Raw genomic sequence first — 16,502 nt, forward strand, 5'->3', positions numbered from 1 at the left:
GAATTTCTCCTTATTGATTGTTCGGTAAGATTAACTCCATACTCTCTTGCACCATTCTTTCAGTCATGCCAGTTGTAATAATTTTCACAACTTCACCATTTTCATCAATAAGAAAAGTAGTAGGAATTGGTTTTATACCGTATGCTTGTCTCACTTGTCCTGTTTTATCAATAGGAATAGGAAATGTTAACCCATAACGATCGCGGAAACTTCGCACTGCAACATCCGTTTCTTGAATGTTCACGGCGATTATTTCCACTCCTTTATCTTGATAGAATTGATATTGATTCTCCATGTAGGGCATTTCTTTTTCACATGGTGGACACCAAGTTCCCCAAAAATTTAGAAATACTCCTTTCCCTCTATAGTCTGAAAGCTGAAAAGTATTTCCTTCTAAATCTTTTAATGCAAAATCAGGAGCTGTATCCCCAACATTAACTAACGCTCTCGTATGAAAAAAGTTAGTGTAAATTGTATAAGTTAATGCCGCTAACAGGAGAACTAGAATAGTTGAACGCATAAAAAATCTATTTTTCTTATTCATTCTTCAAAAATCTCCTATCCTTATAATTTTCTACGCTATTATAACATTTATCACTTTTTACATAGTGGATAGATTATGAATTCTTTATGACAGATTAAACAAAATCAAGGTGGGAAGCATTGCCCCACCTTACCTTTTACACTATATAAGCAAAGCAAGTATGTCAATCAAAGCGCTTTTTTGAACAAGGGTTAAAATTCATTATCTTTTTTGTTTCGTCGTAGCTAATACTCTAAGTTGTTTAACTTCATGAGGTGTTAATTCTCGGTATTCGCCTGGTTGTAAACCTTGTAATGTTAAATGTGCATACCGTTCTCTTCTTAGTTTTAACACAGGATGACCTATTGCTTCGAACATACGTCGTACTTGACGATTTCTTCCTTCACGAATGGTCATTTCATATATAGCTGTTTGCTTTTTCTTATCCATAGAAACTAATTTCACAACTGCTGGAGCAGTTTTTCCGTCTTCAAGGACTATTCCTCTTTCTAACTTTTTTATTGCTTCGCGGGTAGGTATACCTTTTACCTTTGCGATATACAGTTTATCTACTTCATATTTAGGGTGCATTAAACTATTGGCAAACTCTCCATCATTTGTCATTATTAATAACCCGGATGTATCATAGTCTAGACGGCCTACAGGGTAAATTCTTTCCTCAATGAAAGGAAAAAAGTCTGTAACTACCTTCCTCCCTTTGTCATCACTTACACTCGAAATAACACCTCTCGGCTTATATAGTAGGTAGTATACTGGTTCTTCTCTATGTACTGGTATACCTTCAACTTCTACTTTATCATTTCGATTTACTTTTACTCCTAGTTCGGAAACTACTTTCCCGTTAACTGTTACTTTTCCTTCTTGAATTAATTGTTCCGCTTTTCTTCTAGACGCTATTCCCGAATGGGCAATAACTTTTTGTAAACGTTCCATTATTTCACCTCATTATATTCCATAACCTAATCGGTTAAGTTACCTACTTATATGATAGCCATTTTTCACAATATTTTATTATAACGTACTATAACTATTATGGAAAGTAACATACTTTTTAGATATTTTATAAGTTAGGTGTTTTATTTCACCTTTATAATACATTAAATTATAGGCACCATAGATTGATTATACTAAAGTTAGCTTACACGATTAAGTTAGTCCGTTTCACTTCGCTGCAGGTACTCGCTTTCCGCGGGGAGGGAGCCAAGCCTCCTAGGCTGCGCCTGTGGGGTCTCGGCCTTCCCTCTTCCTCCCGCTGGAGTCTCGCACCTTCCGCTCCGTTCCACTCACGATTCTAAACTAATATTCTTATATTATTTTGAAAACATAATCAACTAATTTCATGCCCATGGGTGAATAAAATTAGGTGAAAAGGGCAGTTAAATATGGCAAACGCAACAGAGATGAACATAACAACACACTTCTATATATTATAAATTCTGGTATATGACAAAAAACACTAACGAAGAACGTTAGTGTTTTATCTAAGGTTTATCACAATACTCCGAAAAATATTGTTACGACAATTATTGCTACGACGATCCCAACAATATCAGCTAATAATCCAACTTTTAAGGCATCACCCATCTTTTTAATACCTACGGCTCCGAAATAAACAGTTAGTACATAGAAGGTAGTGTCTGTACTCCCTTGTAGCGTCGAAGCTAGTCTACCTATAAAAGAGTCGGGTCCATAGGTTGCAATCAAATCTGTTGTCATACCTAGAGCAGCTGTTCCAGAGATTGGACGTATAAGCGCAAGCGGCACAATTTCAGCAGGAATTCCAATCGCTTGTAACGCCGGTCTAAGAATATCGATTAAAAAGTCCAACGCACCAGATGCTCGGAAGATGGAGATAGCGACAAGCATTCCAACTAAAAAAGGAATGATAGATACAGCAATTTTTATCCCTTCTTTACCACCTTCAACGAATGATTCATACGTTGGAACTTTTTTATACGTTCCATATAAAAGAATAAAACCGATAATTCCTGGTATTAACCATAAAGAGATGACCGAAATGACTTCCATTTATTTCACCCCTTTTTTTGAACGTCGATAATAAAAGAAGCGATCAATTCCGATTGCCGCTAACGTTGAACATAGTGTTGCTAATAACGTTGTACCTACTATTTCAGTTGGTGCTGCAGAATCGTATGTCATGCGAATAGCAATTACAGTGGTAGGTATTAACGTTAAGCTTGACGTATTAATTACTAAAAATGTTATCATCGAACGACTCGCTTCAACACTTCCACCGTTCAGTACTTTTAGTTGCTCCATCGCCTTTATTCCCATCGGCGTCGCTGCATTCCCTAAACCAAAAAGGTTCGCTATCATATTTGAAAGCATATAGCCCATAGCCGGATGATCACTCGGCACTTCTGGAAATAGCCTTTTGACTATCGGCTTAAAGAGTAATGCCAATTTTTCTAATAACCCAGCATCTTGGGCAATTCTCATTAATCCTAGCCAAAAAACAAGAATACTAATGAAACCAATACAAATCGTAACCGCTTCTTTTGCTCCTTGAAAAACAGCTTCATTCACTTGAGCCATCGTTCCATTAAACATTGCAAAAACAATACCAACTACGGTCATTAGCACCCAAATAATATTAATCATAGTAGTTTGCTCCTACGAAAATAGTGAATATATTTTTGAACTTTGACCAAAAGCTCTCATTATTATATTTGGACTTATCGATATAAATTGGCACTTCTGCTAGTAATTCATCTCCTACAACGATAGATACTTCCCCAACAATGTTAGGAATATTTTCATGATTTTCCCAAGTATCTTCAGGTTTTAATAACGATATATTTAATTTCAAATGTTCTCGTTCTTTAGACGTAAGAGGATATAAAACATCCCGATTGATTTTAACTTTGTTTTTATAAAACGGTTCTTTAACCGTTTTCAGTGTACCTTTCGATAGTAGATTGTATAGTTCATAGTCTTGGAATGCTCGATTAAACATGTAAATATGATCGTTCCAATCATCTGGCCCGTGAAGAGTAACCGCAATTAAATTCATGTTATCTTTAGATGCTGTCGTTATTAACGTTCTTTTTGCTCTTTTCGTAAAACCTGTCTTACCACCTGTTGCGTAACTATACATGCCAGTAACTAAACGATGTTTATTCGTCCAACTACGGTCCCACCTTTCACCCGGCGGTCCAGGGGCACGATGTACTTTAGTTCCACTTATTTGTTGGAATTCTTCACTATTCATTGCATACCGGGTTAATAACGCCATATCATACGCTGTTGAATAATGATTTTCATGATCATCTAAACCGTGTGGATTAGCAAACTCTGTATTTCTCATTCCAATCTCCGCTGCCTTCTCATTCATTAAGAAAACAAAACCTTCCAAACTTCCACCTACATGTTCTGCTATCGCAACCGCAGCATCATTACCAGAGCGTAACATAAGTCCATATACTAAATCTTCCAGTTTCATTTTTTCCCCAACTTGTAAATAGAGCGAAGATCCTTCTGTTCCTGAAGCTTTATTACTGACAGTGACCATTTCATCTAATTTTCCGGATTCAATAGCAAGGATCGCAGTCATTACTTTTGTAATACTGGCAATTCGTTGTTTATCATGAGCATCCTTTTCAAAAATAATTCTCCCACTCTCTTGTTCTATTAGCACCGCATTTCTTGCGCTTACCCCAATTGGATTAGCCTGTACATTTTTAACCCCCGCAAGTATATAACTTGCTATAAAAAAGCATAAAATAATAGAAATGATGAGCTTATGTTTTGCTACAAACATATTGGTTCCCCCGTCCTTACGTATGTTCTCTAATGGAAGCACAGATTGTATGTTGATCACTTCAATTACCTTTCGTTTAAAACAACAAAACTTTGTTAGCTTCGCACCACAGGAAATGTCTTCTTACTAGCAAAGTTTATGCATAACATGTCCCAATATGAACATTTTTTACACAAAACATAGAGGAATAATGTAATATTCCATTAGGTGAAAGCAAAGAGAATAGTATAGGTTAACCTATTAGGAGCGACAAAAAAAGAAGGAGTCAAGTAACCCCTTCTTTTTACCAACGTATTTTTGATGCTTCTTGATATCGTCTCTCCACATCTTTCCAATTAACGATATTCCACCAATTATTAATATAATCCTTTCGATCAGCCTTATATTGTAGGTAGTATGCATGTTCCCATACATCTAAGCCTAGTAATGGTATTGTGTCCCACTGGGTAAATAGTTGTTGTTTTTCAGTTTGTAATATTTCTAATCTTTTTGGCCTTGGTGCCCACACTAAAATAGCCCAACCTACGCCTTCCACTTTGTCAGCAGCTTCGGTGAAATGTTTTTTAAACTTTTCAAAACTACCAAAATCCTCGGTAATCTTTCTCATTAATGGGCCACTCGGTTGACCTCCACCTCTAGGGGACATATTATCCCAAAACATTGTGTGTAAATAATGTCCAGATCCATGGAAGGCAGCTTCTCTTTCCCAGTGCTTTATTAATTCAAAATCATTTGTTTCTCTGGCTTCTTTCATTTTTAATTCCGCTTTATTTAAACCATCAACATAGCTTTTATGGTGTTTTGTATGATGAAGTTCCATTATCTCTCTAGAAATATAAGGTTCTAATGCGTTATAGCTGTACGGTAGTGGTGGCAATTTATGTCCGCCTATTGGTACTTGGTCACTTCTTCTTCTTTCTTGTACATTTAATTGAAGTTGATTCGTAATTTCTTCTACTTTATGTTCGATTAATGCTATATCATCACTGAAAATCATGTCTTTATACTGTAGCTCTTGAACGGTGTCTAATAATCTTTCGGTTTCGGATCTCCACCACGTTCTAGCTGCATCGTTCGTAAATAATATTTCTTTGCACCAGTCTTTAATATCATCTAGGTATTGAAAATATGTTTCTTGGATTTGTTTATCCAACGCTACCCCTCCCAATAACATCATCTCGATATACTATGCATTGGCTAGGCTCTAAGTGTTGAAAATTGGTAAGCTATTCATAAATTAATTTATTGCTAAAAAGTTTTTACGTTTTTTGTATTAATCCTTTAACAAGGTATGCAGCCCCGTTAATGAAAGTAATTAAGCCAAATAAAAGGCCTCCTGCACCACCTGCAAATCCGTCTCCCACTAGTACTCCAATTGTAATGGCTGATGAAAAATATATGAATGGAGTTAATAATAGCATTATTGCCACCCCAGATAATATGAACTGCTTTTTACCTTTCATTTTTTTAATTATGTACCAATTCAGAGCTAATATGAAAACGAAAAAAAATAGTACACTAAGTTGTTCCACTACCTCCACTTTTTCCATTTGTTTCAGTCTATCCATAAATCTAACACTCCTTTAATAACTACATAACTATCTTTACATGCACAATAAAAAGCCTCGCCTCGTTACAAAAGCGTAGATGTATTCCATTTAATTAAACGATTGCATTTAGCAATACTACCTATCAATATCTATTTAACTGTAAAAAAACACTTCTACCCAAATCTGCAGAAGTGTTTTAGCATTTATTGACTCTGTATCATTTTTGTTCGATAGTCGGTTTCGTAGTATTCTAATTCCTCTCTTATCGCTTGAAATCCACTTTCTAATGTTTGTACTAGCTTTTGGATTGATTCAGGTGGTGCTTCATGAAATTTTATCGCATTCTTTCCAGTATAGGCAGCACGACTATCCTCGTACCAAGCATCATTTTTCGGAGAGAAGAACTCTTCAATACATTGATGATAAATCGAGTATAAAATCTTTTCAGCTGCAGCCTTACGAAACGGATTTTCTTTTATTATGACCCGACACGCTTGATGCCCTTCATCACAAAACACAGCAAGACGTCTCATATTTGCCAAAAGTAGTTCCACATATGGTTGAGAAGCTTCCGTTTCTTTTAGCAACGTAGGAACTGTTGTATTATTTAAAAATGTGTTTAAGTTTTCTACTGTTTCCATTAAGAAACGCTCCACCTGTTGTGTTTGAGACTTAACTATCGAGTTCGCCATTTATATAAACCCTCCAAAACAGTATAATAGTAATATTTACTTATGTAATATACTTTCTATGAATCTTTTTTTATTATGAAACTGCTTCATTAATAAAATATAACGGAGACTTAACAGTATAAGAACCGTTTAATTCAATTGCTTCTATCACTTCTTTTAATTTTTGAACATTAACTTGTTCAAAATAGGATGCAAAATCTTCCTTCGTATTAATATACAATCTTTTTCTCTCTTTAAAGCTAGGGTTTTTAATTAAACATGTTAAAGCTACAATATCTTTTAATTCGACCTCTCTATCACCAACTTTAAACAGAGGGTTATTTTCATACCCTAAAGAGAGGATTTGTGAAAATGATTCTTCAAAATAACGAACATACAATACGTTAAACTTCTTTTCTGTTCCGTTTTCTATAAACGTTATCTCGGATTGATTAAAAAAATCTTCAGATGTGTTTGGCTTAGCTTTTTCTAATTCAAAACCTCGACATTCCTTAATAATCATGTTTTCACTCCTAAACTTATGTCAAATCTTACATTATAATCATTTTATCATAATTTTCAATAAGTTTAATCATGAATCGAAAGTTTCTTGAAACTTCTCGAAGAAAAGATCTGCTTCTATTTCTGCATCCTCTTCAGACAGTGATTTTAATTCTGGTAATTCTTTCAAATCCTTTAGTCCAAAATGTTCTAAAAATTCCTTTGTAGTACCGTAGAGGATTGCTCTACCAGTTCCTTCTGAACGTCCTACTTCTTTAATTAATGCTTTCGCAACTAATGTTTGTAACGGACGTTCCGTTTTCACCCCACGTAGATCTTCAATTTCAGCTCTAGTTATAGGTTGTTTATACGCGATAATTGCTAACGTTTCTAAAGCAGCTTGCGATAAACTTGTAGATGAAGGTGTTTCCACTAACCTTTTTAAATATGGGGCATGGTCTTTTTTAGTTGTCAATTGATACGTTCCAGCCAACACTGTTAAATGGATTCCTCTGTTTTCCTTCTCATATTCATCCTTTAATTCTAGAATGATATTTTGAGCAACTACTTCATCCACTTCTAACACAGTCATTATTTGTTTTAGCGTAAGTCCTTCATCTCCCGCAGCAAATAATAAGCCTTCTAATATCGCTTTCCAATTAATAAGTTCCAATTATTCCACTTCCTCTTTCATTGTACGAAACATAAATATCTTCAAAGTTATTTTGTTGTTCTAAAATAATCTCGTTCTTTTTCAACAATTCTAATATCGCTAAAAAAGTAACGACGATGTATTCTTTATTCGGTTCAGGAAATAAATCAAAAAAATGTGTTTTTCCTTTAACACGCTTTAAGTTATTAAGTAATTCACTCATACGTCTTTCTATTGGAATTTCCTGTCTTGTCACTCTAGTTTGTAACGGTTTTTGCAATTTCTTTCTTTTTAATAGCTTTTGAAATGCACCTAGCATATCGTATAGAGACACATCTAGTTTAATATCGTCGGTACTTATTGATTTTGTAAATTCGCTTAAATCACTCGGTGGTTTTGTATAATAATAATTCCGTTCTTGCTCTAATTCCTTCAACTCCTCCGCAGCTTCTTTATATTTTCTATACTCAATTAGTTTATTCATTAGCTCATCACGAGGATCTTCTTCATAGTCCGTAAACTCTTCGCCGTTATCAAATAATTCTTCCTCTTTTTTCGGAAGAAGCATTTTACTTTTTATTTCTAACAATGTTGCAGCCATAACTAAATATTCACTAGCTACATCCAGCTGTAATTCCTTCATCGCATGGATGTATAGTAAATATTGTTCTGTAATTTTCGCAACAGGAATATCATATATATCTATTTCTAGTCGATTTATTAAATGTAATAATAAATCTAATGGGCCTTCAAACGCATCAATTTTTACATTATATTCTATCATCATTGTCATCCTTGTCTTCTTAGTACGCTAAACATTAGTATAAACAATTCCATTCATATTTTATAGTAATTATTCCGTTATGGTAAAATAAAGTATACATAATATAAGGATATGTACTGAATAACCTGTATTCTTATCCACTAAATTCCATTTTTATATGTAAAGGGAGATGAACAAGTTGTATCCAAAAGATTATACTGAATATCTTTTTTACTTTCATTGTTTAAGAGATTATTTCGAATGTCACGAAGTACTTGAAGAATTTTGGAAAGAGCAACCAAATCATAGTAGAGATGATCATTGGGTGGGATTAATTCAAATTGCAGTTTCTTTGTACCATCACCGCCGCGGAAACTTTAATGGGGCAAAAAAAATGATGAATAATGCTATTATAAACTTATCAAAGAAAAGCAAAGAAATAGAAAAACTCGGGCTCGACAGTAAGCTATTAATAGAAACTTTACGAGAACATTTACAAAAAATAGAAAATAAAATTCAATACGAGAGCATTAACTTACCTATTAAAGACGATAATTTATTGCAAATTTGTAACGAGATGGCGGAAAAACAAAACCTTAGTTGGGGTAGAGCAAGCGATTTATCAAACGAATTTTTAGTAAATAAGCATACTTTAAGAGATCGTTCAGATGTGATAGAAACTAGGAAAGAAGAATTAAACAAACGAAAAAACAATAGTTAAGAAAGAAAAGGTTCCTCTCCGATGGAAAGGAACCTTTTTACTATACACCTAATCTGTTTTATTCCTACTTATTAATCTAAGTCACAACGTTCGATAAAAGCTGCTGTGTGCTCATTTGCTTTTACTTGTTTCAAAGGGCATGCCTCTTTAAGGGCATGAACCATTTTTTTGCCTATACCTTGATGTCGGTGTGATGGGTTAACACTAATATGCTGTATTTCCATTATATCTTCTTTATCTACCGTGCCAATAACACCGATAACATCCTCTTCTTTCCAAAGATAGAGTTGCCAATCATCATTTTCTTCATATTCTTTCATTGTTTGCTGAAGCTGCTTCAAGTCTTTTTCTGTTGGCATAAAAGACATTAGCCCCATTGCAATTTTTTCATATGTTTTCTTATATTTAATTAACATAAAATATCCCTCTTTATTGGTTAGCTTCCATTTTATGTGAATATCCAGTTATTGGTTATAGTATATGCCATATTATTTTACATGTACACTACTAAATATACATTTTAACCAATTAAAGAGGTATTGTATACCCTTTTTAACAATTTACTATATTTGTCTTAATAAATTAGCCATCTCAATTGCAGATGCAGCAGCTTCCCATCCTTTATTTCCAGCTTTCGTACCAGCTCTCTCAATCGCTTGTTCAATAGTTTCTGTCGTAATGACACCAAAGATTACTGGTATACCAGATTGTAATGATGCAGCGGCAACTCCTTTTGCAGTTTCATTACATACGAAATCAAAGTGAGGAGTAGCACCACGAATGACAGTACCGAGCGTAATTACCGCATCATATTTTTTAGAATCTGCTAATTTTTTTGCTACTAAAGGGATTTCGAATGCTCCAGGTACCCAAGCAACATCTACATCTTCTTGTGCTACTCCGTGTCTTTTTAAAGCATCTTGAGCACCGTCTAATAACTTGCCCGTAATAAACTCATTGAATCTCCCTACAACGATCGCAATTTTTAAGCCTGATCCTACTACATTTCCTTCAAAAATTTTACTCATTTTATATTCCTCCAAATAGTTATTAAATTTTAATTTATTTACTAGTACATCTTTCAAATACCATGTTTAAAAATGAAGCATATGACCTAGTTTGCTATGCTTCGTTTTCAAGTAATTTTCATTATCGTTGTTAGTTTGGATTTGAATTGGTATTCTTTCTACAACTTCTAACCCGTATCCTTTTAATCCCGTTATTTTACGAGGGTTGTTAGTTAATAAATTCATTTTCACTACACCTAAGTCTCGTAATATTTGGGCTCCAATACCATAATCACGAAGGTCCGGAGCGAACCCTAGTTTTTCATTCGCTTCAACTGTGTCGTATCCTTCTTCTTGCAATTTGTAAGCACGCAGTTTATTTAATAAGCCGATGCCTCTTCCTTCTTGCCTCATATAAAGAAGAATTCCTTTTCCTTCTTTTTCAATTTGTGAAAGTGCTGCATGCAATTGAGGGCCACAATCACAACGGTTTGAACCGAAAACATCACCAGTTAAGCATTCAGAGTGAACACGCACCATAGTAGGTTCATCTGCACTAATTTCACCTTTTACTAGCGCTACATGCTCTTTACCGTCAATAATGTTGGAGTACCCGATTGCTTTGAAATCACCAAACTCGGTAGGTAAATTTATTTCTACTTCTCTTTTAATTAATTTATCTTTTTGATTGCGATATTGGATTAAATCTTTAATCGTGATCATTTTCAAATCGTATGCTTTAGAAATCTTTTGTAACTCAGGTACTCTAGCCATCGTACCATCTTCATTCATGATTTCACAAATAACTCCAGCAGGTTGGCTACCACATAATAGCGCTAAATCTACGGCAGCTTCCGTATGACCAGCACGTCGAAGAACTCCACCACTTTTAGCTACTAATGGAAATATATGACCGGGACGTTTAAAATCAGAAGCTTTTGCCTCTGGTGAAAGAATTTCTAACACGGTGGTAGATCGTTCAAACGCGCTAATTCCAGTTGTTGTTGTTTTATGATCAATACTAACAGTAAATGCTGTCCCGTGCGGATCTGTATTATGAGTCACCATCGGTACTAAATTTAACTTTTCCGCTATTTCTTCTGATACTGGAACACAGATTAATCCACGACCGTGCGTAGCCATAAAGTTAATAACTTCTGGTGTTGTGTACTCTGCCAGAGACACAAAATCACCTTCATTTTCACGGTCTTCATCATCTACTACGATGATAACTTTTCCATTTTTTAAATCTTCTAATGCCTCTTCAATAGAATGGAAATTTTCACTCATACATACGAACCTCCTATTTATAGCCGTGCTCCTCTAAAAACGAAGTAGTTATATTGCTTTTTCGTACGTTATAACTATTTCTATTATGAAGAAAATGTTCTATATATTTTGCGAGCATATCGCACTCTATATTAACGATATCTCCCTTACCTTTTGCACCAATAATTGTTTCACTTAACGTATGTGGAATCAATGATATCGTAAATGTGTTAGTTCCAACATCAAATATCGTCAAGCTCGTTCCATCAACCGTTACGGACCCTTTTAACATCATGTATGAATGCAAATTTTCATTGACTTCAATTGTGTAATATACGGCATTAGAAACAGGTTCTTTTTTTATAATTGTTCCTAAACCATCGACATGCCCACTTACAAAATGTCCACCGAAACGGCCTTTTGCTTGCATGGCCCTTTCTAAGTTAACCTTTGAACCATTTCCTAGTTTTTGTAGTGATGTTGCACGAACTGTTTCTGGCATTACATCTACAGTAAATTCGTTCGTTTGGAAAGAAGTTACTGTTAAACATACACCGTTTACACTAATACTGTCTCCTAGTTGGACATCTTCTAGTATTTTTTTCGCCTCTATGGAAAGGACGATCGCTTCTTGACCGCGGGTCATTTTTTTAATTGTGCCTATCTCTTCAATTATTCCAGTAAACATAAGTTAGACCTCCTTATTACGAAGCGGTACGGCAACTATCTTTACATCTGATCCAATTTGTTTTACTTCATTTATTTGTAATTGAACAATATCGTCCATTGACTCTATTCCTAGTCCCCCAACAGAAGTTGGTGCCAACTTACCGCCAATAAGTTTTGGTGCTATATATGCTACAAATTGATTTACGGCATTCGCTTGAACAAAGCTACCATTTACCGTTGCTCCCCCTTCTACGAACAGGGAAGTTATTTTCCGAGACCCAAGCTCCTCGAGTAGCAAGCCTATTTCAACCTTCTCGGTAGGCAACGAAATAATTTCAACTGGCTTGTTTTGAAAAAGTTCTAATTTCTCTTTTGCAACATTGTTACTTGTCACTATCCACGTAGGTGCTTCCTTATCATTAACAACTTTAGCGCTTAGAGGAGTATTCAAATGATTATCCAGTATAATCCTAATTGGATTTTTACCACCAGCAGGTAGACGGGTTGTTAAACTCGGGTCATCCCCTTTAACTGTCCCAACTCCTACTAAAATAGCATCATGCTGGTGACGGTACTCGTGAGCATCTAATCTTGCTTCTGGACTTGTAATCCATTTACTTTCACCGGTAACAGTCGCCGTTTTACCATCTAAACTTACGCCAGTTTTTAATGTGACGAAGGGACGGTTTGTTTGGATATAGTGAAAGAATACTTCATTTAAGGCAAGAGCACTCTCTTCCTCGACACCTGCTTCAACAATAATCCCAGCGTCCTTCAACATTTTAATCCCTTTACCTGCTACAAGTGGGTTAGGATCTACACTCGCAATCACAACGCGACTAACTTTTTTTTCGATTAATAGTTCAGCACATGGAGGCGTTTTACCGTAATGGCTACAAGGCTCTAACGTTACATATACAGTCGCACCTTCCGCTTTATCACCTGCCATTTTTAATGCGTGTACTTCTGCATGCGGCTCTCCTGCTTTTAAATGAGCACCAAATCCAACAATTTCACCATTTTTTACAACGACGGAACCTACAATAGGATTTGGTGATGTTTGCCCTTTCGCTGATGAAGCTAAAGATATGGCAAGCTTCATATAATGTACATCGTTCATCAGAACACCACCTATTTTTTTAAAAAAATAAAGCCCTCTTGGAATAAAATCCAAGAGGGCGAAATGTTGAGAGAGATAAAAATGTCCATGACTAATAGATCAGTTAAAGTGCTATTTTTTTCACTTAACTGAAATGTCCATCATCCTTCTCCCATCCAGACTTTAACTGTCGGCTCTGGATTTTCACCAGATCCACCAATTTTTTCAAGAAAAAATCGGGTCACGGACTAAGAAACAAATAGGTTTCATCACCGCCGGTAGGGATTTCCACCCACCCCCGAAGGATATTAATATGAAATTATTATTATATTAGCATAAATTACTTTGAAATGAAAACAAATTAGTCCTGTTTAAAAAAATCTTTTCAAAATAGTTTATTAAAACAATTATTTCTGATATTTTTATGTAAACAAAAAAGCGACTCAAAGCCGCCTTTTTTGTTACACAATAAATAACCAGTAAATAAATCCCCATCCAAGTCCTAATAGAAGAAGAGTCCAAAACAATATCCAATTTGCTCTTTGCACTATTTTACCTCCGAAAATGGTTAAAGCTTTATTCCTCGTCCCAAACTTTAACTTCTTTCATTACATCGCCATTTCTCATTTTAAGTGCTGTTTCTAAACCTTCTGTCACTTGACCGAAAACAGTATGCACTCCATCTAAATGAGGTTGAGATTCATGTACGATGAAAAATTGACTTCCACCTGTATTTTTTCCAGCATGCGCCATAGATAATGAACCTGGTGCGTGTTTATGAGGGTTCCCTTCTGTCTCACAAGGAATAGTATAACCAGGACCACCTGTACCAGTACCATGTGGGCAACCACCTTGAGAAACGAAACCAGGAATTACACGGTGAAATGTTAATCCATCATAATAGCCTTCCTTTGCAAGCTTTTCAAAATTTTCGACAGTTTTTGGTGCCTCATTTGGGAAAAGATCAATTTTAATCGTTTCACCATTTTCCATTAAAATACTAGCTTTTTTCATATGTATAAGCCTCCTAAATTTCTTTTTAAGTACGTAACGGTCTTATTTTACTATATTTGAGTATGATAATCCAACATTCTTAAACGATTTTGATACATAGGTGATGAATATGGGGAGATATTAAGTATTGGTGGCTTCTACACCAACTAACTTCGATGTGGAGGGCTTTCTATGATGAATGTTCGCGAAGGTTTAATTCCGACTGTGTTAGGTTCAGCAGTAACAGCTACTGGTTATGCCTTAAAGCAGAGACGAGGGTCTAACAAAATGGTTGCAAATACTATATTTGGTTTCGGTTTAGCACACATCGTTTTAGGTGCCATTGATTTATACGAACATCGACGTTAAACAAATGCGGAGGGCGCTCGTTCAGCGGCGACAAGCACAAGGCGAGCCGGCTAGAAGGCCTTCTGGACGGATTGACTTGTGACCTCGAGCCGCTAGCGCCCGAAGCTAGACGTTCCAAAAGCGCAGGTTTTAGATTTAACGCACAGAACAAAAGCGGAGGCGCTTCGTTCAGGCCCGTACAAACTGGACTGTTACGGTTGTGATAAAGGAAACACGGCGACGGAGGAGCCGATGTTGACTTATCGTACGGACGGAACAGGAAGTTTGATAGGGCCTAAGCGCCAAAGCTAGACACAAAAGCGGAGGCGGCTCGCTCTGGCCCGACAAGAAAGGTGCGGCGCTGCAGGTGGACGCTCTTTGTCCACCGGAAGTGACTGACTTATGTCTCGAGGGCCTTTTCCAAAGGAGCTAGACGTAGCAACTCAAAGTTAGTAGTTACCCACAACTTTCCACTTGTATAATTTCCCAAACGACAATAAAGCCTCATCCATTAATCATGAATGAGGCTTTTTGCACTTATTTTAAAGGTAAGTCTAAACGGGTTAAGTCTTCTAACGTTTCACGTTTCACAACTAGTTGAGCATTGCCATTTTCCACAAAAACTACTGCTGGCTTTGTAATTCTATTGTAATTATTCGCCATCGCATAACCGTAAGCTCCTGTACAAAATACAGCCAAATAGTCTTCATGATTCGCTCTCGGTAAAGGTAAGTCCCAAATTAGCATATCACCTGATTCACAGCATTTACCTGCAATGGAAACTGTTTCTTCCACTTCATCCTTTACTCTGTTAGCTAGAACTCCCTCATACTTCGCTTGGTACAATGCTGGGCGTATATTATCACTCATACCACCATCAATGGACAAGTAATTTCGAACGTTAGGAATTTCTTTTTTTGAACCTACAGAATAAATAGTTGTCCCAGCATCTCCTACAAGAGAACGTCCAGGTTCAATCCAGATTTCAGGCATTTCCAAATTGAAATTTTTTACATGTTGCTGTACATCAGCAATTATTTCTTCTACATAAACAGAAACAGGGATTGGGTCATCTTCACTTGTATAACGGATGCCAAATCCACCACCAAGATTTACAACACTTGCCATAAAACCTGTTAGCTCTTTCCACTCTTTCAATGTTGCGAACAGTTTTTCAGCAGCAAGCTTAAATCCAGTAGTTTCAAAAATTTGCGAACCGATATGACAATGAATCCCTAATAGTTCTAAGTTTTCTGCTTCTTCAGCTTGCTTCATCGCTTCGAATGCCTGTCCGCTCTGGATATCGAATCCAAACTTAGAATCTTCCTGCCCAGTTAAAATATAATCATGAGTGTGCGCCTCGATTCCAGGCGTCACTCGTAACAATATAGGCATGGAATAAGAATGTTCCCGACAAATTGTTTGTAGTAAGGAAAGTTCATAAAAATTATCCACTACTACACACCCTATTTTATTTTCTACAGCCATTACTAACTCTTCATAACTTTTATTATTCCCGTGGAAATGAATGCGTTCAACAGGAAAACCTGCTTGTAAAGCTGTGTATAGTTCCCCATTAGAAACAACATCTAATGATAAATTTTCTTCTGCAGCTAATTGAACCATTGCAATGGATGAAAAAGCTTTACTCGCATAAGCTACTTGTGCTTTAACTCCTAAATTTTGAAATGTATTACGGAATTGGCGCGCTCTTGAACGAATAAGCTCGACATCATAAACATATAGAGGCGTTCCATATTGTTTAGCGAGTTCAATTGTATCAACTCCACCAATAACTAAATGACCTTGATTGTTTACTGTACTAGTACCATGAAAAAACATACTTTATTCCCCTATTCTACTAATTAGAGTATTATCACGCTTGTTCTTTTTAAATTAAAATAAATTTATCATACTAAAGCACATGTATCAAG

20 protein-coding genes and 1 riboswitch are annotated in these 16,502 nt (G+C 35.9%); of the genes, 2 read left to right on the forward strand and 18 right to left on the reverse strand.

The annotated features are described in order from the left end of the window. Positions 1–10: 10 nt before the first annotated feature. The 11 genes from resA to O1A01_RS16630 all read right to left on the reverse strand — a co-directional run bounded on the left by resA (position 11) and on the right by O1A01_RS16630 (position 8,483). Positions 11–544 carry a thiol-disulfide oxidoreductase ResA gene (gene resA, locus O1A01_RS16580; RefSeq protein ID WP_066418581.1) on the reverse strand — a complete coding sequence of 178 codons (534 nt, stop codon included), beginning with the start codon at positions 542–544 and terminating at the stop codon, positions 11–13. A 201-nt stretch (positions 545–745) separates the two neighbouring features. Continuing rightward, positions 746–1,477, reverse strand: a complete 732-nt coding sequence (rluB, locus tag O1A01_RS16585; RefSeq protein WP_066418584.1) for a 23S rRNA pseudouridine(2605) synthase RluB — start codon at positions 1,475–1,477, stop codon at positions 746–748. 558 nt (positions 1,478–2,035) lie between these two features. Then, entirely contained in the window at positions 2,036–2,572 is a 537-nt protein-coding gene (locus tag O1A01_RS16590; protein ID WP_066418588.1) for a spore maturation protein, read from the reverse strand. Further along, positions 2,573–3,166 (reverse strand): nucleoside recognition domain-containing protein, encoded by a 594-nt coding sequence (locus tag O1A01_RS16595; RefSeq protein ID WP_066418589.1) that lies wholly within the window; start codon positions 3,164–3,166, stop codon positions 2,573–2,575. It lies immediately after the preceding gene. Next, a complete protein-coding gene (locus O1A01_RS16600; RefSeq protein WP_270064509.1) occupies positions 3,159–4,325 on the reverse strand; it encodes a D-alanyl-D-alanine carboxypeptidase family protein in 1,167 nt (388 codons plus the stop codon). The genes O1A01_RS16595 and O1A01_RS16600 overlap by 8 nt, the downstream gene beginning before the upstream one ends. A 283-nt stretch (positions 4,326–4,608) precedes the next feature. Further along, positions 4,609–5,499, reverse strand: coding sequence for a superoxide dismutase (locus O1A01_RS16605; RefSeq protein WP_443081814.1), 891 nt, complete (start codon positions 5,497–5,499; stop codon positions 4,609–4,611). Positions 5,500–5,584: 85 nt separating this feature from the next. After that, complete coding sequence (locus O1A01_RS16610) at positions 5,585–5,893, reverse strand: hypothetical protein (RefSeq protein ID WP_270064510.1); 309 nt, start codon at positions 5,891–5,893, stop codon at positions 5,585–5,587. A gap of 185 nt (positions 5,894–6,078) precedes the next feature. Continuing rightward, positions 6,079–6,567 carry a YpuI family protein gene (locus tag O1A01_RS16615; RefSeq protein ID WP_174522383.1) on the reverse strand — a complete coding sequence of 163 codons (489 nt, stop codon included), beginning with the start codon at positions 6,565–6,567 and terminating at the stop codon, positions 6,079–6,081. A gap of 73 nt (positions 6,568–6,640) precedes the next feature. Next, complete coding sequence (locus O1A01_RS16620; protein WP_066418601.1) at positions 6,641–7,069, reverse strand: hypothetical protein; 429 nt, start codon at positions 7,067–7,069, stop codon at positions 6,641–6,643. 69 nt (positions 7,070–7,138) lie between these two features. Then, entirely contained in the window at positions 7,139–7,720 is a 582-nt protein-coding gene (scpB, locus tag O1A01_RS16625) for an SMC-Scp complex subunit ScpB (protein WP_066418603.1), read from the reverse strand. Next, a complete protein-coding gene (locus O1A01_RS16630) occupies positions 7,707–8,483 on the reverse strand; it encodes a segregation/condensation protein A (RefSeq protein ID WP_066418605.1) in 777 nt (258 codons plus the stop codon). Before O1A01_RS16630 ends, scpB begins: the two co-directional genes overlap by 14 nt. Before the next feature lie 178 nt (positions 8,484–8,661). On the opposite strand from O1A01_RS16630, the gene O1A01_RS16635 reads away from it, so the two are divergent. Further along, positions 8,662–9,183, forward strand: coding sequence for a DUF309 domain-containing protein (locus O1A01_RS16635; RefSeq protein WP_066418607.1), 522 nt, complete (start codon positions 8,662–8,664; stop codon positions 9,181–9,183). A gap of 71 nt (positions 9,184–9,254) precedes the next feature. On the opposite strand, the gene O1A01_RS16640 is transcribed toward O1A01_RS16635, so the two are convergent. The 6 genes from O1A01_RS16640 to O1A01_RS16665 all read right to left on the reverse strand — a co-directional run bounded on the left by O1A01_RS16640 (position 9,255) and on the right by O1A01_RS16665 (position 14,241). After that, complete coding sequence (locus O1A01_RS16640) at positions 9,255–9,599, reverse strand: GNAT family N-acetyltransferase (protein WP_066418609.1); 345 nt, start codon at positions 9,597–9,599, stop codon at positions 9,255–9,257. 147 nt (positions 9,600–9,746) lie between these two features. Further along, entirely contained in the window at positions 9,747–10,211 is a 465-nt protein-coding gene (gene ribH, locus O1A01_RS16645) for a 6,7-dimethyl-8-ribityllumazine synthase (RefSeq protein WP_066418615.1), read from the reverse strand. 66 nt (positions 10,212–10,277) lie between these two features. Next, positions 10,278–11,480 (reverse strand): bifunctional 3,4-dihydroxy-2-butanone-4-phosphate synthase/GTP cyclohydrolase II, encoded by a 1,203-nt coding sequence (locus tag O1A01_RS16650; protein ID WP_066418617.1) that lies wholly within the window; start codon positions 11,478–11,480, stop codon positions 10,278–10,280. A 13-nt stretch (positions 11,481–11,493) separates the two neighbouring features. Next, positions 11,494–12,147, reverse strand: coding sequence for a riboflavin synthase (ribE, locus tag O1A01_RS16655; RefSeq protein WP_270064511.1), 654 nt, complete (start codon positions 12,145–12,147; stop codon positions 11,494–11,496). Between the two features lie 3 nt (positions 12,148–12,150). Continuing rightward, on the reverse strand, positions 12,151–13,248 hold the full coding sequence (ribD, locus tag O1A01_RS16660; protein ID WP_270064512.1) for a bifunctional diaminohydroxyphosphoribosylaminopyrimidine deaminase/5-amino-6-(5-phosphoribosylamino)uracil reductase RibD: 1,098 nt from the start codon (positions 13,246–13,248) through the stop codon (positions 12,151–12,153). Between the two features lie 139 nt (positions 13,249–13,387). Continuing rightward, positions 13,388–13,537: riboswitch (FMN riboswitch) on the reverse strand. 266 nt (positions 13,538–13,803) lie between these two features. Beyond that, a complete protein-coding gene (locus tag O1A01_RS16665) occupies positions 13,804–14,241 on the reverse strand; it encodes a peptidylprolyl isomerase (protein WP_066418631.1) in 438 nt (145 codons plus the stop codon). 174 nt (positions 14,242–14,415) lie between these two features. On the opposite strand from O1A01_RS16665, the gene O1A01_RS16670 reads away from it, so the two are divergent. Further along, positions 14,416–14,589, forward strand: coding sequence for an asparagine synthase (locus tag O1A01_RS16670; protein WP_270066429.1), 174 nt, complete (start codon positions 14,416–14,418; stop codon positions 14,587–14,589). A gap of 516 nt (positions 14,590–15,105) precedes the next feature. Here O1A01_RS16670 and lysA read toward each other — a convergent pair. Then, positions 15,106–16,410 carry a diaminopimelate decarboxylase gene (gene lysA, locus O1A01_RS16675; protein WP_066421756.1) on the reverse strand — a complete coding sequence of 435 codons (1,305 nt, stop codon included), beginning with the start codon at positions 16,408–16,410 and terminating at the stop codon, positions 15,106–15,108. Between the last annotated feature and the right edge of the window lie 92 nt (positions 16,411–16,502).

Origin of the sequence: Sutcliffiella sp. NC1 (genome assembly GCF_027594365.1) — a bacterium.
Lineage (GTDB): Bacteria > Bacillota > Bacilli > Bacillales > Bacillaceae_I > Sutcliffiella > Sutcliffiella cohnii.

Bases quoted from the DNA above. Each gene is read 5' to 3' on its own strand.
- ribE (WP_270064511.1), bottom strand. From the start codon at position 12,147: ATGTTTACTGGAATAATTGAAGAGATAGGCACAATTAAAAAAATGACC.
- O1A01_RS16650 (WP_066418617.1), bottom strand. From the start codon at position 11,480: ATGAGTGAAAATTTCCATTCTATTGAAGAGGCATTAGAAGATTTAAAA.
- O1A01_RS16600 (WP_270064509.1), bottom strand. From the start codon at position 4,325: ATGTTTGTAGCAAAACATAAGCTCATCATTTCTATTATTTTATGCTTT.
- O1A01_RS16630 (WP_066418605.1), bottom strand. From the start codon at position 8,483: ATGATAGAATATAATGTAAAAATTGATGCGTTTGAAGGCCCATTAGAT.
- rluB (WP_066418584.1), bottom strand. From the start codon at position 1,477: ATGGAACGTTTACAAAAAGTTATTGCCCATTCGGGAATAGCGTCTAGA.
- O1A01_RS16590 (WP_066418588.1), bottom strand. From the start codon at position 2,572: ATGGAAGTCATTTCGGTCATCTCTTTATGGTTAATACCAGGAATTATC.
- ribH (WP_066418615.1), bottom strand. From the start codon at position 10,211: ATGAGTAAAATTTTTGAAGGAAATGTAGTAGGATCAGGCTTAAAAATT.
- O1A01_RS16620 (WP_066418601.1), bottom strand. From the start codon at position 7,069: ATGATTATTAAGGAATGTCGAGGTTTTGAATTAGAAAAAGCTAAGCCA.
- O1A01_RS16595 (WP_066418589.1), bottom strand. From the start codon at position 3,166: ATGATTAATATTATTTGGGTGCTAATGACCGTAGTTGGTATTGTTTTT.
- resA (WP_066418581.1), bottom strand. From the start codon at position 544: ATGAATAAGAAAAATAGATTTTTTATGCGTTCAACTATTCTAGTTCTC.
- O1A01_RS16665 (WP_066418631.1), bottom strand. From the start codon at position 14,241: ATGAAAAAAGCTAGTATTTTAATGGAAAATGGTGAAACGATTAAAATT.
- O1A01_RS16670 (WP_270066429.1), top strand. From the start codon at position 14,416: ATGAATGTTCGCGAAGGTTTAATTCCGACTGTGTTAGGTTCAGCAGTA.
- ribD (WP_270064512.1), bottom strand. From the start codon at position 13,248: ATGAACGATGTACATTATATGAAGCTTGCCATATCTTTAGCTTCATCA.
- O1A01_RS16605 (WP_443081814.1), bottom strand. From the start codon at position 5,499: ATGTTATTGGGAGGGGTAGCGTTGGATAAACAAATCCAAGAAACATAT.
- lysA (WP_066421756.1), bottom strand. From the start codon at position 16,410: ATGTTTTTTCATGGTACTAGTACAGTAAACAATCAAGGTCATTTAGTT.
- O1A01_RS16610 (WP_270064510.1), bottom strand. From the start codon at position 5,893: ATGGATAGACTGAAACAAATGGAAAAAGTGGAGGTAGTGGAACAACTT.
- O1A01_RS16640 (WP_066418609.1), bottom strand. From the start codon at position 9,599: ATGTTAATTAAATATAAGAAAACATATGAAAAAATTGCAATGGGGCTA.
- O1A01_RS16615 (WP_174522383.1), bottom strand. From the start codon at position 6,567: ATGGCGAACTCGATAGTTAAGTCTCAAACACAACAGGTGGAGCGTTTC.